The 14,876-nt window shown below is 62.8% G+C and carries 18 protein-coding genes; 9 read left to right on the top strand and 9 right to left on the bottom strand.

Going from position 1 to position 14,876, the window contains the following annotated elements:
* Window positions 1–242: 242 nt before the first annotated feature.
* A complete protein-coding gene (locus QPR87_RS22060) occupies window positions 243–1,409 on the top strand; it encodes an aminotransferase-like domain-containing protein (protein WP_350310473.1) in 1,167 nt (388 codons plus the stop codon).
* Window positions 1,410–1,558: 149 nt separating this feature from the next.
* On the opposite strand, the gene QPR87_RS22055 is transcribed toward QPR87_RS22060, so the two are convergent.
* From QPR87_RS22055 to QPR87_RS22025, 7 genes are all read right to left on the bottom strand, one after another.
* A complete protein-coding gene (locus QPR87_RS22055) occupies window positions 1,559–2,791 on the bottom strand; it encodes a DUF3363 domain-containing protein (protein WP_285051382.1) in 1,233 nt (410 codons plus the stop codon).
* 1,144 nt (window positions 2,792–3,935) lie between these two features.
* Window positions 3,936–4,859, bottom strand: a complete 924-nt coding sequence (locus QPR87_RS22050; protein WP_285051377.1) for a lytic transglycosylase domain-containing protein — start codon at window positions 4,857–4,859, stop codon at window positions 3,936–3,938.
* Between the two features lie 4 nt (window positions 4,860–4,863).
* Window positions 4,864–5,199, bottom strand: coding sequence for a DUF736 domain-containing protein (locus tag QPR87_RS22045; RefSeq protein ID WP_285051375.1), 336 nt, complete (start codon window positions 5,197–5,199; stop codon window positions 4,864–4,866).
* A 34-nt stretch (window positions 5,200–5,233) separates the two neighbouring features.
* Window positions 5,234–5,779, bottom strand: a complete 546-nt coding sequence (locus QPR87_RS22040; protein ID WP_285051374.1) for a S26 family signal peptidase — start codon at window positions 5,777–5,779, stop codon at window positions 5,234–5,236.
* Complete coding sequence (locus tag QPR87_RS22035; protein WP_285051373.1) at window positions 5,776–6,294, bottom strand: DUF2840 domain-containing protein; 519 nt, start codon at window positions 6,292–6,294, stop codon at window positions 5,776–5,778. Before QPR87_RS22035 ends, QPR87_RS22040 begins: the two co-directional genes overlap by 4 nt.
* Entirely contained in the window at window positions 6,291–7,415 is a 1,125-nt protein-coding gene (locus QPR87_RS22030; protein WP_285051372.1) for a replication initiator protein A, read from the bottom strand. Before QPR87_RS22030 ends, QPR87_RS22035 begins: the two co-directional genes overlap by 4 nt.
* Window positions 7,416–7,685 carry a helix-turn-helix transcriptional regulator gene (locus QPR87_RS22025; RefSeq protein WP_285051371.1) on the bottom strand — a complete coding sequence of 90 codons (270 nt, stop codon included), beginning with the start codon at window positions 7,683–7,685 and terminating at the stop codon, window positions 7,416–7,418. It abuts the gene before it with no gap.
* Window positions 7,686–8,155: 470 nt separating this feature from the next.
* On the opposite strand from QPR87_RS22025, the gene QPR87_RS22020 reads away from it, so the two are divergent.
* Window positions 8,156–8,443 carry a DNA -binding domain-containing protein gene (locus QPR87_RS22020; RefSeq protein ID WP_125270200.1) on the top strand — a complete coding sequence of 96 codons (288 nt, stop codon included), beginning with the start codon at window positions 8,156–8,158 and terminating at the stop codon, window positions 8,441–8,443.
* 14 nt (window positions 8,444–8,457) lie between these two features.
* Here QPR87_RS22020 and QPR87_RS22015 read toward each other — a convergent pair whose 3' ends face one another.
* Window positions 8,458–8,775, bottom strand: coding sequence for a DUF2285 domain-containing protein (locus QPR87_RS22015; RefSeq protein WP_285051380.1), 318 nt, complete (start codon window positions 8,773–8,775; stop codon window positions 8,458–8,460).
* Window positions 8,776–9,043: 268 nt separating this feature from the next.
* Complete coding sequence (locus QPR87_RS23705) at window positions 9,044–9,241, bottom strand: transcriptional regulator domain-containing protein (RefSeq protein ID WP_125270199.1); 198 nt, start codon at window positions 9,239–9,241, stop codon at window positions 9,044–9,046.
* 96 nt (window positions 9,242–9,337) lie between these two features.
* Between QPR87_RS23705 and QPR87_RS22010 the strand changes: the two genes are divergently transcribed.
* The 7 genes from QPR87_RS22010 (at window position 9,338) to QPR87_RS21980 (ending at window position 14,845) form a co-directional block, all read left to right on the top strand.
* A complete protein-coding gene (locus QPR87_RS22010) occupies window positions 9,338–9,553 on the top strand; it encodes a hypothetical protein (protein WP_285051370.1) in 216 nt (71 codons plus the stop codon).
* 333 nt (window positions 9,554–9,886) lie between these two features.
* Window positions 9,887–10,315: a carboxymuconolactone decarboxylase family protein gene (locus QPR87_RS22005; protein WP_109989429.1), complete on the top strand. Its 429-nt coding sequence runs from the start codon at window positions 9,887–9,889 to the stop codon at window positions 10,313–10,315.
* Window position 10,316: 1 nt separating this feature from the next.
* Window positions 10,317–11,204 carry an RNA polymerase sigma factor SigJ gene (gene sigJ, locus QPR87_RS22000; RefSeq protein ID WP_285051369.1) on the top strand — a complete coding sequence of 296 codons (888 nt, stop codon included), beginning with the start codon at window positions 10,317–10,319 and terminating at the stop codon, window positions 11,202–11,204.
* The gene (locus QPR87_RS21995) at window positions 11,201–12,640 is read left to right on the top strand and encodes an MFS transporter (protein WP_285051368.1); all 1,440 of its coding nucleotides are present in this window, start codon (window positions 11,201–11,203) and stop codon (window positions 12,638–12,640) included. Before sigJ ends, QPR87_RS21995 begins: the two co-directional genes overlap by 4 nt.
* Before the next feature lie 94 nt (window positions 12,641–12,734).
* Window positions 12,735–13,268, top strand: a complete 534-nt coding sequence (locus QPR87_RS21990; RefSeq protein WP_125270196.1) for a GNAT family N-acetyltransferase — start codon at window positions 12,735–12,737, stop codon at window positions 13,266–13,268.
* Between the two features lie 95 nt (window positions 13,269–13,363).
* Entirely contained in the window at window positions 13,364–14,017 is a 654-nt protein-coding gene (locus QPR87_RS21985; RefSeq protein ID WP_285051366.1) for a hypothetical protein, read from the top strand.
* 213 nt (window positions 14,018–14,230) lie between these two features.
* The gene (locus tag QPR87_RS21980) at window positions 14,231–14,845 is read left to right on the top strand and encodes a glutathione S-transferase family protein (RefSeq protein ID WP_285051365.1); all 615 of its coding nucleotides are present in this window, start codon (window positions 14,231–14,233) and stop codon (window positions 14,843–14,845) included.
* Window positions 14,846–14,876 lie beyond the last annotated feature (31 nt).

The raw sequence follows: 14,876 nt of genomic DNA, 5'->3' as shown, positions 1-14,876 counted from the left end.
ATCCACATCCGCGTCGCCCTGATGAACCGCTTCAACGCCCTCGGCACCGCCGAGATCGAACGCGTGGCCTGACCTCAGCTGGGGAAAGGGCCATCATGTCCTGAAGCCGACTTCTGCAACAATGCCCCTCTGGACGCCTGCGGCCGGGAGAACGCCTGCTGCCACAACGCGAGTTTGCCTATCAACGGGGAATCGCCGCATCCACGGCCAGCCGAGTTTATGCGGAACTCTCGCGACGGGGATTGATTTCAGGAGAAGTCGGCAGAGGGACTTTCATCCGGTCGGCGCTGGCCCAGTCTGATCCTGCGCTTACCGAGCCAGCTTTCGCCCCGCTCGATCTCGAACTGAACTTTCCGATTTTGCCTGAACAGGCCGCCGATTTATTGCAAGCCTTTCACTCTACGCTCCGGTTGGACACGATTCACCAGGCGCTCCAGCCTGTCGGGGCAACAGCTTCGCTCCCGGTCAGGACAATCGTATCAGGATTTCTGGCTCGCGGTGGGTGGACGCCGGAGGCTGCAAACATTCTGTTCACCGGCAACGGCAAGCAAGCAATCGCCGCGGCCGTAGCAGCGCTCGCCAGACCTGGCGACAGGATTGGCGTTGAAGCGCTGACCTATCCTGTCGTCAAAGGCATTGCCGCGCGGCTCGGAGTATCGCTGGTGCCGCTCAAACTCGATGCGGAAGGTATAGTGCCCGATGCACTTCTGGAAGCACACCAGGCGGGGCCGTTGAGCGCAATCTATCTTCAACCGTGCCTGCACAACCCACTGGGCATTACCATGGGTGTTTCTCGACGACGAGAAATCGCCAGGATACTTCAGCAAACTGACATGATTGCAATCGAGGACGCGATCTATGGCTTTCTCACTGACGCGGAGCCGCTGGCGGCTCTGGCGCCTGACCATGTCATCGTGGTTGACAGTTTCTCGAAGCGTGTCGCGCCTGGGGTGACTTTGGGCTTCATCGCCTCGCCAGCACATCTGTGCGATCGGATCGCTGGCGCCATACGCGCCGGCGCATGGTCCGCTTCGGGATTGCCGCTCACGGTGGGTTTGCAGTTGATCGTGGACGGGTCGGCTGACCGAATTGGTAAGCTCAAGCGGGACGACGCGGTTGCACGACAGGCGATGGCACGAGATGTGTTATCTGGCTTGAGAATGTCGAGCGATCCTCGCGCATACCATCTTTGGTTGGAGCTGCCCGGTGAATGGAGGGCAGAGACCTTCGTCGCGGCAGCATCCAAGCGCGGGATCGCCATCTGTGGAGGAAGCGCGTTTGCAGTTGGCCCAGGCCATGCACCGAACGCCGTGCGAATTGCGCTTTCAGCGCCGCCGCGCGACGCTCTGCTTGCAGGCTTACGAATGCTGCGCAGTTTGATCGGCGAAGATATTGCTGATGTCGGGTAGCACCTCGCGGATACCAAGCTGAAAACAGTGCTGATCCGCTTCGCCCTCATTCTAGGCAGAACGCCATCTGGCGACTGATTAGACAAACTGCCATCGTGACGCGGAGCGGGTTGCCAGCCTCGGCGAGCAAGCGGTGGGGCGCATGCGCGTCAAAGCCCCAATCCTCTTTGTCGTCCCAATTGCCACGATACCGAACCGGCCTGCACAACACCCGTGATCTCGCGGCTTAGGTGTCGGTCTATGACCGGCCGCCAAGGGACAAGGGTGAATTCGTGGCTCTGCTCGACCAGGGCGAACTTGCCGCTCGATAGCTGGACGGTCCCGGTGAACTTGCCGGAGACGGTCTCGCCATCGGTCGCGGCGCGGAACGGCAGGCCCTTCGTCGCGGCCAACTCGCCGCCGACGCGGGCGACCTCGCGCTCGCGCAGCGTGGCGAGGAGATTGCGCCGATAGGCGATGCCGCCGTTCGGCTGGCGGGCCGCATCGCCCCGTTCGATATGATGCTCCCGGCGGCGGTCCATCGCCTCGCGAACCTGCTGGCCGAAGCCGGTCGGCGCAAGGTCGTTAGCGTCGGGCGTCACCAAGCGCCGGTCGAGCCAGGTCGCGCCGTCCGCGCCGATCTGCTGTTCGAGCTGGGCGGCCGAGAGAATACGGATATTGGCCTGCCGGTTGCGGCCCGCGTCATAGGTGGCGGCGCGGCTCTCGAAATCCTCGGGGATGCGCCACTGGTCGGCGTCGATCCGCTCGGCGATGCCGGCACGGCGCAGGGCTTCTAGCCGGCGCACATGTGCATCGACATAACCATCATAGTCGCCGCCCGGCACGCGGCCCTCGAACCTGGCCTGTTCGAGATGGCGGCTCGGCCGATAGATGCCGCCTTGGGCGATGCCGGCGATGGTGCGGTCGGACGGACGGCTCGCGGTGTCGGGTGGGCCAATCTCGACGACGCTGCCGATCCGGGCGTCCGCGATGCGGGCCGGGTCGATGCTCGCGACATGGTGCGTGCGCCCGTCGATGCCGTCGACCACGACGGTCAGGTTCTCGCCTAGCTCGTCGGTGAGATATTTGTCGATGATGCGGCCGGTGATCGGGACTTCGGGCGCTGCGTCGTGAATCTGGAAGGTCATGGGGTCGCGCTCCAGCCCATCGGCCTTCAGCGCCTTGTGCATGTTGCGGATGATGTCGCCGCGCTCGCCCAGCTCGCGCAGCGCAGGTTCCATCCGCTCACCGAGTTCCCAGACGCCGGGCGCGTGCTCGGTGGCGAGGCCCATCTTCTCCAGCTTGGCGAGGCGGCGCAGGCGCAGCGTGCGGTCGAACCGACGGCGATGATCGGCAGGCTCATGGCGCAGGTCGAGGAACCGTTCATTTGCTTCCTCGGTCATGGCCCGGTCGATTCGGGTGAAGCGGTCCTGATCGACTTCGGCCGAGAGCTTGCGGCTCTGCTCGATCTCGGTGACGGGGCCAAGCTCCAGCGTGGTCAGATCGCTCGCCCGCTCGCGGATGCCGTTGGCGAGATAGTCGCCGTTGATGACGAGGTTCTGGCCCAGCTCGTCCTTGCCGCGCACGATGACATGGACATGGGGGTGCCCGGTGTTGTGGTGATTGACCGCGACCCAATCGAGCCGGGTGCCGAGATCGGTTTCGACCTGGGCCATGAGGTCGCGGGTATAGGCCGTGAGGTCCGAAAGGTCCGCGCCGTCCTCGGGCGAGACGATGAACCGAAACTGGTGGCGATCGTCCGTGCCGCGCTCGACGAAGGCAGCACCATCGGCGCGGTCCTCGGTCGCCGAATAGAGCTGGCCGCGCTCGCCGGCGCGCGAGGTGCCGTCGCGCTGGATGTAGCGGATATGGGCGGCGGATTTGCCGTTCTTGCCCGCGCCCTGGACGTAGCGGGTTTTGACCACGACGCGGCGCATTCCCGGCGCGCTATGCTTCCATCCGCCCGACAGGGTGCGGGCGCGCACGAACGCTGCGCCGCGGCCGCGCTTCAGGCCCGGCCCCTTGGCGGAGCGCGCGGCCTTGCCGCCCTTCGTGGCCGCCGCCGATCTGGAGCGCGGCGACGATGACGATGATGGCCGCGACGGGCTGTTGCTGTGCTGGCGGGCGAGCTTCTTCGCCTGGGTGAGAAAGCTCTTCGCCTTGCCCGCCTTTGGCATATCGGCGCGGATGCGGCCGGGTTTCGGACGGAAGCGGAATTCATCGTCGGCGCTCATGGACGCGCCTCCGGCCGGAAACACGGAGAACAGCCCGATTTCAGGCTAGAGTGCCGGTCGAAACCCTGCAAAGCCAAGGCTTTGCGCCGAGACGCGGCACGCGGGCTCCAGAATGAAGGTGCCGCCAGCGCCGCCCCAAAACAGTGTGCAGACAAGGGCTTGCCCAGAAACCGCCGCCGCATGGTGCCGGTTTGCTTTATCTTGCCCTCCGCCTTTTCTGACCTTTCCGCCCTTCCGACCGGGAATGCAGCCAGGCGCGACCCTGCCTGACTGCACACCGGAACCAGCGCAAGCGGACGCGGGAACGCCATCCTCATGGCGCTCTCCCGTCGTCGGCCCGCGCAACGAACATGCTGCCGTCACGCGGCTCTGCATCGCGGCGCTCGCGCACCGGAACGGCCGGGCGAGCGTCGCCTGATGTGCCGATGGTCTGCACCGGATCGGCGCTGCGCCTGTCGCTCGTACGCATGACGAAGAGTGGTGCGTCGCGCCAATCGGGCGGCGGCCCGGATTGCTTCTCCGGCGTCCCGGCCGCGACCGCGCCGCCGAGTGCTGGCGCGAGCGCGGTAACATAGGCGCGGGTTTCGGCCGGCAGCGGGCGGCCCGTCGCGCGATGCTCGTTATAGCGGCCGGGACCGGCATTGTAGGCGGCGAGCATCGCCGCGACAGTGCCATAGCGATCCCACATCTCGCGCAGATAGGCGGTGCCTGCGAGGATGTTGTCGCGGGGATCGTAAGGGTCGCGGCCGAGGCGGTAGCGCACGCGCAGTCCCGCCCAGGTGTCGGGCATGACCTGCATGAGTCCGATCGCGCCGGCCGACGAGATCGCGCGCACATCGCCCACGCTTTCGGCGCGCAGCACGGCGCGTATCCAATGCTCGGGAATGCCGAAGCGCTGCGATGCCTCGGCAATATGACCGCCATGCGGATCGACGGCGACCGTGCGGGCGACCGGCGCGGATTGCGCCAAGGTCATCGCCGGTCCCGCGCCGAGCGCGAGCGCGCCAGCAAGCAGGGTAACGGCATAACGCCGTGCCCGCCTTTCTCCGCCGAACCGCCAGCCTGCCAGCGTGCTCGCTGCGGTCAAGGGTACGCGCGATGCGCCGGCCGGTGGCCGCCCTTGACCTTCGCTGCGCGCGCCGGCCGACTTGTGGTCGAGCGGGACGAAGGAATGAGACGGCTTTCCCGCGAACAAAGGAATAGAGGCTTTGAGCGCGATGATGACGGGATGACGCATGGCTTCAATCCCGCTCTTCGCGCGGTTTCAGGCGCGTCCAGTGCAGGGACCATGACGATCCCGCATCGTCGTCGCGGAACAGGTTGGCGCGGATCGGCTGCGGCAATGCCGGATCGTCGAGCAGCACGGAGAGATATTCGCCGGCCTTCTCGCCGGTGCGTTTCCACGCCGCGCCGACCTCGGGGCCGTCATGCGCAATGACATGGACGCGGTAGTCCGGGGCGTTCTCTGCGTCCGAATGTTCGGCGGGAACGATGACGAGTTCACGCTTGAGAGTGAGCGTCACAAGCTCACCGGCGAAGCCGGATGCGTCGCGCGAGAATTGACCAATCTGCGGCATAGGAAGTCTCCTTGCTAGTGTTGTGGTTGGGAAATCAGTGCGTCGGCGTGCGCCAGACGAAGCGGCCGTCGCCGTCCTCGTCGGTCCAGAGCGGCAGCGCGCGGCCGACGACGGCGCTCGCTGGAAGCGGGCCGAAGTAGCGGCCGTCCAGGCTATCGCGGACCTCGCTGTTCATCAGGAAGAGCTCGTCCCGCGCGACGACGCGGCATCCGCGCCAGACGGGCAGTTCGCGGCCGATCCGGTCACGGTCGAGCGCATCGCCCATCGCCACGCCATCGACGGTGACGGTGCGACCGATGCGGCAAACCCGCTGGCCGGGAAGACCGACGACGCGCTTCAGCAGCGGCAGGCCGCGCCCGACATAGCCACGCGCCACCATGAATCCGGCGAGCGGTTCGGGCGGCATGACCGCGACCAGCTCGGGCACGGTGAGCCGGTCAGCCGGTTCGACGGTGTAGAGGCCGACTGGCGCGCTGGCGGTGACGTTCCAAAGGAACCTCAATGGCATGTCGGCGACGCTGGTGGCGGCGACGCCGGTTACGGCGAGCAGCGTCACCGCTAGGATGTGGCGGCGGCTCATGGATCGATCCTCCGGCGGCCGATCCATGCGGCATGGCGCTCGGGCGTGTAGGCGCTCGGCTCCAGCCCGGCGCTGAGCCGGTTATGGACGTGCCGCCAGTGATCGGGCGAAGCGTCGGCGGCATCGAGGCCGAGGGCTTCCACCGCGTCGATCGCTTCAAGCGCGCGCTGCACCTTCGGCCAGCCGTCGAGCCGAAGCAGGATGTCGCCACCAGGGCGAACGAAGGGCAGCGTCTGGAACGGCTCGCCGCGGCCGATAGCGCGCACGATGTCGATGCGCGAGACGATCGTGCCATGCTCGCCCGCCGCCCAGCGGACGAAGGCGAAGATGCTCTCGGGTGAGAAGCCGACGACGCTTCGGCGACGGTCGAGGATTTGTTCGTAGGCTTTGCGGCCGAAGCGTATCCAGTGCTCGACCCTGCGTTTCTCGAAGGTCAGCTCGACCAGGGTGGTGAACGGCGCTGGCCCGTCCGGCAGCGGACGACCATGCGCGCGGTGCGAAGGTCTGCCGCTCATGACCGGCCTCCATGGCGGTCGTCGTCGGCGAGCATGTCGCGCAGCACGTCGGCGATGGATCGGGCGGCACCGGCACCACGCCTCGCGCGCGGGTGCGTCAAAGAAGAAAAGTTAGATTCTCTGTTAGACTCTAAGTTAGCAGCCGGATTCCGCGTTTCGGGCCAAAGGCTTAACTGGGGTCCGTGCGCCCGAAATCCCGATAGTGCTGCGGCCGAAGTCCCGATACCCTTTGCGCCCGAAGTCACGAGTGTTTCCACAGCGTTGTCCACAGGCACTGTGGACGGATCGAGCGGCCGGATTTGCAGCAGGTCGCGGCGGCCTTCGCGGTAGATTTCGAGGCGGTAGCCGAGCAGCGATTGCCTGGCGGCGATGCGGCGCAGGTCGAGCGCGAAATCGGAAATCCGCGCCAGGCTGCCTGATTTCTGGTGAAGGTGGGCGACCTCGAACAACCAGCCGTGCGGCTGGTGGCCGGCGTGCTTTCGGGCAACGCGATAGAGCCACCGCTCGATGCCGCCGGTCAGCCGGAAATAGGCCGGGTCGATCGCCAGCACGAGCGAACGGTCGGTGACGCCACGATAGAACCAGTCCGGCAGGACGAACTCCATGCCCTCGACACGGCCGTCGCGGGTGGTCAGCTCCTCCCACTCGTTGATCCACGAGAATTGATGCCGCCGCCAATGCTCGCCCTGCCGGATCGTCGTGCGGATCGACGTCGATTGCAGGCGGATCAGCGCGTTCTTGAGCAGGCGATATTCGCGCGCGCCGGTGGCGCGGCCGATCGCCATGAGGAGTTGATAGGGCGTGAAGCGGAAGAAGCGCGAGGTGCGAAGGCCGTTGTTCTCGGCCGCGACGATCTGCGAGGCGGCCCAGATCAGCACGTCGGCGTCCCAGATGGTCGCCATGCCGTATTCGGCCATGCCGAAGACCTCGACGCGCACACCGGCGGATTCGTAGAGGATCGGCGCGGTTCGCTTGGCCTTGGCGAGCGAGAAGAAGGGCCGCTCCATCAGGTCGCGCTGATCGCGGGGGGCCGCGTCGCCGGTCGCGACCACGAAGGGGGCCAGGTGGTTGCGCTCGCTCGCCTCAGTCGGCTGCGCGGTGCTGTGATCGTCGTGCAGCATTTAGCACTTGCCCCGCTCTTCGGGCGTCAACGGACGCGCGGGGAAAACCGTGCCGACATTGGCGTCGCGGGTGGATTTGCGGATGCCGATGTCGGCCCACTCTTCCAGATCGCGGATCGCATAAAGGACGCGGCCGCCGATCTTGCGATAGGTCGGGCCGGTCCCGTAGGTGCGGTGTTTCTCAAGGGTGCGGATGGACAGGCCGAGGAAGCGCGCGGCTTCCTGAGTGCGCAGCAGGCGCGGCGGCATATCCGCATTACGGATGGCCATGGATCACCTCCAGGTTCGTCGTTGATGCGCACTGCCGTGATGGCTGCGGGCTACGGCGAACGATGGCGGCGGGCCGGCGACGTGTAGCGTGCCGCATTTGCGCATACGCGCTGGCGGCACCCCTTGAAGGCCGTCGCTAAGCGAAGAAGTTGAGGGAATTCAGCGGCTCGCTGCCGGCCGCATGGATTCGGCCAAGACATTCGCGCGCGGTTCGGCTATGACTGTCGGCGGAGTAGTGACGCGCTGCTCCGGGGCGTCGAAACCCCTCTGTTACCGGTTGTTGCCGGCCGATACGGCAACACACTCCTTGACCTATGGTCGGGGAGCCTGTGGCGTATGCAACAGGTTCACCGAGCTAAAGGCCATGGGGCCGTGTAACAGCGGTTTCGAACTCCCCGATCACCAAGAGTCAGAGAGGATGTTTGCGGGGGCGCACCGCAGACGAAACCTTCCCTATATGGGGATTGCTTATGCAAACGCCTGTTGAACTTGATCCCGATGTAGACGACCAAGCGCCAAGCGGAGGTGACATTACGCCTTATGATGAACGGCACTACGTCACCTATTTGCGCCTTCTGGACGCGCAGGCAGCAGGTGCGGATTGGCAGGAAGTCGCTCGGCTCGTGCTGCATCGCGATCCTATCAGCGACGGGGCACGGACGCGGCAATGTTGGGAAAGCCATCTCGCGCGAGCCCAATGGCTAACGAATACGGGATACCGTCGTATTTTAGAGCAGGCGGTCGCGGCCAAGCGTTGATCACTGCCGACGAATTATCGAGCGGGCGATTTGATAGGATAATGCAGCAACAGGCGATAGCCGCCCCGCATCATGTTCAGGCCATGCGCTACCAGGCGGCGAGCCTGGTTCTTGCGTGGATCAATCTCCCAATCCTCCTTGGTGCCTCGAAACCCAAGCAAGACTTCGGCGATGGTTCGATAGCTTTCGCTTCGTAATCGAGCGTCGAGGGCTCGCAAGGATCGAGTATGAAACCGGCGCAATTGTGCTGGCATGGTGCGAAAATCTGGCCCAGGAGCTCGCCCATTAAGTGATCGCCAAAATCGGCGAGCAGCATGAGCACGAAGCTCCATATAAGGGTCCATCGGAAGCGATACGGCATAGAACGCTGCCGCATCAGGCAGGGACTGAGGCAGCCAGAACTGGTGTGTGACGCCATCCACATTCCAAAGGCCATGCCAACCGTCCACTGCATACCGGAGGTCGAGACCGGGCAGATGGGTCAATCTTACGATTGGTTCTGTCTCCCCGGTCTCAGGCGGCGCCGGCAACAGGCGGATCGCTTGTGGTTGAAGGATTGGAATCCAGAACAAGGACTGTCGGTCAGGAGGGATTTCAGGGTTACACGGGAAATCGCAAACCCCATCGCCGCGAGAATGTTTCCAGCTCCTCCGCAGTCGGCTCCGGCTTTCGCGTTATACTCTGGAAATCACGATGATAGTCCTCGTGACGGCGGAGATACTCCCAGGCAAAGCCGGCAGGGGGAATAGCTTTTGCGTGCCCGTAAGTCGCCGGTGCACGCCAATCGACGCTTAGCATGGCGTACCCTCTCTACTCGCGGGCGAACGATACTGCGCCCTGACAGAGAGATTCCGAGACTATGGAAATTTAGAATAGCCTGAATAAAGAAGAACGTTGTTCGCGCAAGCGGAACGCTTGCCCACCGATGATTTCTTTTTGCGCAACATTGATTTTAATAGAAATAAATATATCCGCCTGGCAATCATTGATGTAAACTCTAAAATAAAGAATGCCAGATCTGAATTTTCAGGATATTGTTCGGCTCAACTGGATTGTTGCCGCTCGGCTTCTCCTGCGGTCCCCCTTGATGGGCTGTTCGCCAATAACTGACTTTTTGTCGGTGACGTCGCAATCGTCTGACGTTCCGACTCGAAGGGAATGTCGTCTGCACGGTGGCGAAGAGGAACGATTGATAGCGATGCTTCGCTCTCGGCGACGCGTTCCTCGATCGCCAAGAATCAGATCCTGCAGTGACCAGGCGGACACTCGCTGTGATATCGTAGCGAGCCGACCAGATTTTGTAAATTCAGCGGCACACGTCTGAACATCCGCGGACAGTGGCTACGCGGGGCAGATCGTGAACCGCATATTTTTGGAGGTGCACGTCACAAACTGCCTTTGTGGATCGTCATAGGGATGTAACGCTCACTATAGGATGCGACTATGACGAATAAGCCCGTAAATCATTACAAGACTGTGCCCAATGTCTTCGTTGCGCTGGAAAAAGTGCACGTTGCTATCGATGAACATGGTCTGGACCGGATGTTACACCATCTCGTCCAGCTCCGTGCATCCCAGCTTAACGGCTGTGCTTATTGCGTGAAGATGCACACGAAGGAAGCCAGAGACGACGGCGAGACCAATGAACGGCTTGATCGCTTGGTGGTTTGGGATCATGTGAGCGACTTTTCCGCCAAGGAACGCGCCGCTCTTGCATGGACGGAAGCGCTGACCCAGATCGAGCGCAAGACCGACTATGGCGCGCTGCGCGCCGAACTGCGCGCGCACTTCAGCGATGCCGAGATCAGCGCGCTCACGACCACTGTTGCGATGATCAATCTGTGGAATCGCATTCAAGTGTCTGCGCACTGACATGGGGGGCGACGCAGACATTTTCGAGACCCGGCGGCCGTTTCTGACTGGTTTGGCTTACCGTATTCTCGGCTCATTCGCGGAAGCGGAAGATGCTGTTCAGGACACATGGCTGAAGTGGCGAAGCGCTGAGCACGGGGCTGTTTCCGATCCCGCGGCTTGGCTGACCACCGCCTGTACGCGCCGTTGCATCGATATGCTGCGCTCGGCGCGCCGCACGCGGATTGACTATGTAGGCGCGTGGCTGCCGGAGCCGATCCAGACGATGACCGAGGAAACGCCGGAAAGCGTAGTGGAACTGTCCGCATCACTCTCTCTCGCCTTCCTGCTCATGCTGGAGCGTCTCGCCCCAAAGGAACGGGCGGCTTTTCTCCTGCGCGAGATATTCGACCAGTCCTACGAGGATGTCGCCGCTACGCTAGGCGTCCGGGAGGCGGCCTGCCGCAAGCTGGTTTCACGCGCGCGCAGTCGTGTCGGGCGTGCAGAACCGGGTGCGACCGTGCCAAAGGAGCGACAGGACGAACTGCTCTCAGCTTTTCAGACAGCGGTCATGACTGGAATGACCACAGAACTCGCGGCGCTGATGGCAGAGGACATCGAGCTTCGGGCCGATGGCGGCGGCAAGGCCCCAACCTTGCTCATGCCCCTGTTCGGCAAGACGGACGTGCTCAATTTCCTGGGCGAAGCCCTTCATGGCTACTGGCAGGGTTACAGATGGCAGCCCGCCGACATCAACGGTAACCGTGGAGCGCTTGTCTTCGACGGTGCGAACATCGCCGCATCTGTCAGCCTCGCCTGCGACGCGCGAGGTTCACTGAAAGGCGTCTACATCATGCGCAATCCCGACAAACTCGCGCGTCTCGGCGACGCAGAAAAGACTCTTCAATGACGAGGACGGACACGATTTCAACCGCGCCAGGCTGGGGCGATCTGCTTTCCGGCGGCAACCTGATCCGCTCCCTCGCGTTGAGCGGCGGGGTCGCCCTTCATGCGGTCAACCTCTACATTTCGACAACGATCCTGCCGTCCATCGTCCGTGAGATCGGCGGATTGGACTACTACGCCTGGAACACGACGCTGTTTGTCATCGCGTCGATCCTAGGCGCAGCGCTATCCTCTCCGCTCCTTGTCCGCGGAGGGCCGAGGGGCAGCTATCTCGTGGCCACGGTCATCTTTATTGGCGGTACGCTGGTATGCGCCACTGCCAGCACGATGGAAATCATGCTGGTCGGGCGGTTCATCCAGGGCTTCGGTGGCGGCGTATTGCTGGCGCTGGCCTATGCCATGGTCCGCCGGGTCTTCGCGGAACCGCTGTGGCCCCGCGCATTGGCGCTTCTGTCCAGCATGTGGGGCATTGCAACCCTTCTCGGTCCAGCGGTCGGTGGAATCTTCGCCGAGATCGGCCTGTGGCGCGGCGCATTCTTCTTCCTGGTTCCGCTTGCGGGGATCGTTGCTCTCGCGGCAGTCCTCGTCCTACCGTCACGCGAGGAGGGATCGGGTGAGATGGAGCCGCTGCCTGTCGTGCAGCTTGCTCTGCTGACGCTCGCCGTCTTTGCCGCATCCTGGGGCGGCGTCGGCGCCGGGATATCGTCAACGGCTGGCGCAATGACGGTGGCTCTGGTTCTGGTCGCACTTATGGTCGTGGCCGAGCGTCGGGCGAAGCACAGACTGCTCCCGGCCGGCACGCTCACACTACCCACAGCGCTCGGCAGCCTCTACGCTGCGTCCGCGCTTCTGGCTGTCACGGTCACCTGCACCGAGATCTTCCTGCCGCTCTTCCTGCAGGAGTTGCATGGCAGCTCGCCTCTTCAAGCCGGCTACATCGCCGCCGTTATGTCAGCGGGCTGGACTGCGGCGGCAATCTATGGGTCCGGGCTTCAGGGTAATCGCCGCATCAGGGCGGTGCACGCAGGGCCGGTTCTATCTCTTGTCTCCATGGGTGTGCTCGGTGTCGTCATACCCTGGCCGAGTGTGGACAGCGATTGGCTTCCGCTCACCCTCATCTGTGCAGCTCTGGTGATCGGCGGAGTAGGCGTCGGCCTTTCCTATCCGCATCTGTCGACTGCTGTGCTGCGGATGGCGCCAGAGGGCGAGGAAGACAATGCGGCCTCTTCCATCATGACGGTGCAGCTTTGCGCCACGGCATTCGGAGCGGCCTTCGCGGGACTGGTGGTCAATCTTGCGGGGGCGAGCGGCGATGGTGACGGCATGGACACGGCCAATGCGGCCAGGTGGCTCTGCATCGCCATAGCGGTGGCTCCGGCGCTCTGTCTTGTCGTCATGAATAGTGCGTCGTTCAGGCAGGCAACTGACAGGTGTCGGTAAGACCTGCTGGAGAACGCGCCTGTGCGTACGTGAGTTGCGAAAACGTTCCAACAACTCATTTGAAGCGCGTTCAAGCAACCAGGGAGACATATCTATGCAGTTGGAAGAAGTGGCTTTCCTGAAGCCAAATACAGACCTGCTCAATCGCCTGCTGCCGGTCGCGCGAGGCGTATTTACCGACACTTTCTCGCAGCGCTACGAGCCAGCCGCGTTCGAGCGTTTTTGTGAGGAAGTGTATCGTCCCGGCGGAACCATGTCGCGGGACTTCAACGCGCCTGGCGTGCGCTGGCTGGTGGGGGTGGCCGCAGGTCAGCCGATCGGCTATGCGAAACTGACCCCGCTCCGCGCGCCTGCCGTTAATCCGGATCCGACAGCGTTGGAGCTGCAGCAACTTTACGTCGTGCGGCAGTGGCATGGTACCGGCGTTGCTGATCGCCTGACGAGTTGGGCTCTCGAAACCGCAGCTACCGAGAATGCACGCGAAGTTTACCTGACGGTCTTTGATCACAACGAGCGTGCCAAGCGATTCTACGCTCGTTACGGCTTTGAAGAGGTAGGACGATGCACGTTTCAGCTCGGCGATCGTGTGGACGACGATCGAATCTGGCGTGTGCGCTTGCCCCGATAGCCTATCGGGTTGCTGTGTCCTTAAAGTCTCTTTGAACGACCGCTAAGTGGGAGCGATAGCCGTGCCCCCCCTGCTCAGCATGGAGAGTTAGTCAGATGGCATTTACTCAACCAATCAAGGATGTTGCCGCGTTGACCGACTTCGGGCGGCAGCAGCTTTCCGAACATTTCTTTATGCGCGAGATGTTGTATTCGGAGGTCGGTAATTTTTACGGAATTCCGAATGTTCCCGACGATCCTGAGCTTGCCTTGCAGGTGGGGCGTGCGGTCGCAACGCGGCTGCTGGAGCCGCTAAAACGCGCGTTCGGCCATGTGTCGGTGCGCAGCGGTTACCGCTCTCCAACCCTGAATGCCTTCTGTAACGAACGTTTTCGAGCGGGAGACACCGCCTGCTGGTGTACAGACAATGATCTGAATGCTGCACGCCACATTTGGGACCGGCACGACAGCGATGGGCATCTTGGCGGAACCGTAACCGTTTTCATCCCGGCCTATCTCGAATTTTACAGGAAAACCGAAGACTACCGACCTCTCGCGTGGTGGATTCGCGATCACATAGACGACTATGCCGAGCTGTTCTTCTTTAAGAACCTCTGCGCGTTCAACATCCGTTGGTATGAAGGGGCTTCGGACAAGGCGATCTGGCATCTCGATCCGCCAACGCGCACTATACTGACCAAACGGGGTATCGACGGGTTTGATGGAGACCACAGTCGGTTCTACCGCTCAATCCTCGACACGCATGAATAGGAACACTTTCGTATCATTGCGTATCGTTGTCAGGGGAGCGGATCAGCGTGCGCTGTATGCGCTACCTGTTTTCCCGACTGGTGCAGAAGTTCGATTATTACGAATCGCGTAATAATGAAGTGCCAACTTTGGGCGTTCTGTCTGAATATCGTCCGTAGCACCCTGCGACTGCGGATCGGGAATGGACCCGGACGACACTCGCAGGAGCGCAGAATGAAGCTTTATCACCATCCGCTGTCGGGCCATTCTCACCGGGCACGGCTCTTCCTTTCGCTGCTCGGCCTGTCTCATGACCTGGTCGAAGTCGATCTCAAGTCGGGCGCACACAAGAAGACGGACTTCCTCGAAATGAATCCGTTCGGTCAGGTCCCTGTCCTCGACGACGGTGGTGTCTTCATTTCCGATTCCAACGCGATCCTGGTCTATCTCGCGAAGAAGGCCGCCCGCACCGATTGGCTGCCGGACGATGCGAAGGGTGCCGCCGTCGTCCAGCGCTGGCTGTCGGTTGCCGCCGGCGAAATCGCCTATGGCCCGGCCGCCGCGCGACTGATCACGGTCTTCGGCGCCAAGTTCAATCCGGAAGAAGTCATCAATCGCGCGCACACGGTACTGGGCAGAATGGAAAGCCAGCTCACCGGTCGCGACTGGCTGGTTGGCGACCGCCCGACGATCGCAGACGTCGCCATCTACAGCTATGTGGCACGCGCTCCCGAAGGAAACGTCGATCTTTCGGACTACCCGGCCGTCGGCGCCTTCCTCCGCCGTGTGGAAGCGCTGCCGGGTTTTGTGGATTTCGTCCGCACGCCGGTCGGCCTCGCAGCAGCCTGAATGCGAGCGGAGCGTGCCTGCCCGCGCGCTC

The sequence above is a fragment of the Paracoccus sp. SSJ genome (assembly GCF_030234105.1).
GTDB lineage: Bacteria > Pseudomonadota > Alphaproteobacteria > Rhodobacterales > Rhodobacteraceae > Paracoccus > Paracoccus denitrificans.
This window is presented reverse-complemented; position numbering and strand designations above follow the sequence as displayed.

What these genes read in the sequence shown, in the direction of transcription:
- QPR87_RS22055 (WP_285051382.1), bottom strand. Translation starts at nt 2,791, where the DNA reads ATGACCGAGGAAGCAAATGAACGGTTCCTCGACCTGCGCCATGAGCCT.
- QPR87_RS22050 (WP_285051377.1), bottom strand. Translation starts at nt 4,859, where the DNA reads ATGCGTCATCCCGTCATCATCGCGCTCAAAGCCTCTATTCCTTTGTTC.
- QPR87_RS22045 (WP_285051375.1), bottom strand. Translation starts at nt 5,199, where the DNA reads ATGCCGCAGATTGGTCAATTCTCGCGCGACGCATCCGGCTTCGCCGGT.
- QPR87_RS22040 (WP_285051374.1), bottom strand. Translation starts at nt 5,779, where the DNA reads ATGAGCCGCCGCCACATCCTAGCGGTGACGCTGCTCGCCGTAACCGGC.
- QPR87_RS22035 (WP_285051373.1), bottom strand. Translation starts at nt 6,294, where the DNA reads ATGAGCGGCAGACCTTCGCACCGCGCGCATGGTCGTCCGCTGCCGGAC.
- QPR87_RS22030 (WP_285051372.1), bottom strand. Translation starts at nt 7,415, where the DNA reads ATGCTGCACGACGATCACAGCACCGCGCAGCCGACTGAGGCGAGCGAG.
- QPR87_RS22025 (WP_285051371.1), bottom strand. Translation starts at nt 7,685, where the DNA reads ATGGCCATCCGTAATGCGGATATGCCGCCGCGCCTGCTGCGCACTCAG.
- QPR87_RS22020 (WP_125270200.1), top strand. Translation starts at nt 8,156, where the DNA reads ATGCAAACGCCTGTTGAACTTGATCCCGATGTAGACGACCAAGCGCCA.
- QPR87_RS22015 (WP_285051380.1), bottom strand. Translation starts at nt 8,775, where the DNA reads ATGGAGCTTCGTGCTCATGCTGCTCGCCGATTTTGGCGATCACTTAAT.
- QPR87_RS23705 (WP_125270199.1), bottom strand. Translation starts at nt 9,241, where the DNA reads ATGCTAAGCGTCGATTGGCGTGCACCGGCGACTTACGGGCACGCAAAA.
- QPR87_RS22005 (WP_109989429.1), top strand. Translation starts at nt 9,887, where the DNA reads ATGACGAATAAGCCCGTAAATCATTACAAGACTGTGCCCAATGTCTTC.
- sigJ (WP_285051369.1), top strand. Translation starts at nt 10,317, where the DNA reads ATGGGGGGCGACGCAGACATTTTCGAGACCCGGCGGCCGTTTCTGACT.
- QPR87_RS21995 (WP_285051368.1), top strand. Translation starts at nt 11,201, where the DNA reads ATGACGAGGACGGACACGATTTCAACCGCGCCAGGCTGGGGCGATCTG.
- QPR87_RS21990 (WP_125270196.1), top strand. Translation starts at nt 12,735, where the DNA reads ATGCAGTTGGAAGAAGTGGCTTTCCTGAAGCCAAATACAGACCTGCTC.
- QPR87_RS21985 (WP_285051366.1), top strand. Translation starts at nt 13,364, where the DNA reads ATGGCATTTACTCAACCAATCAAGGATGTTGCCGCGTTGACCGACTTC.
- QPR87_RS21980 (WP_285051365.1), top strand. Translation starts at nt 14,231, where the DNA reads ATGAAGCTTTATCACCATCCGCTGTCGGGCCATTCTCACCGGGCACGG.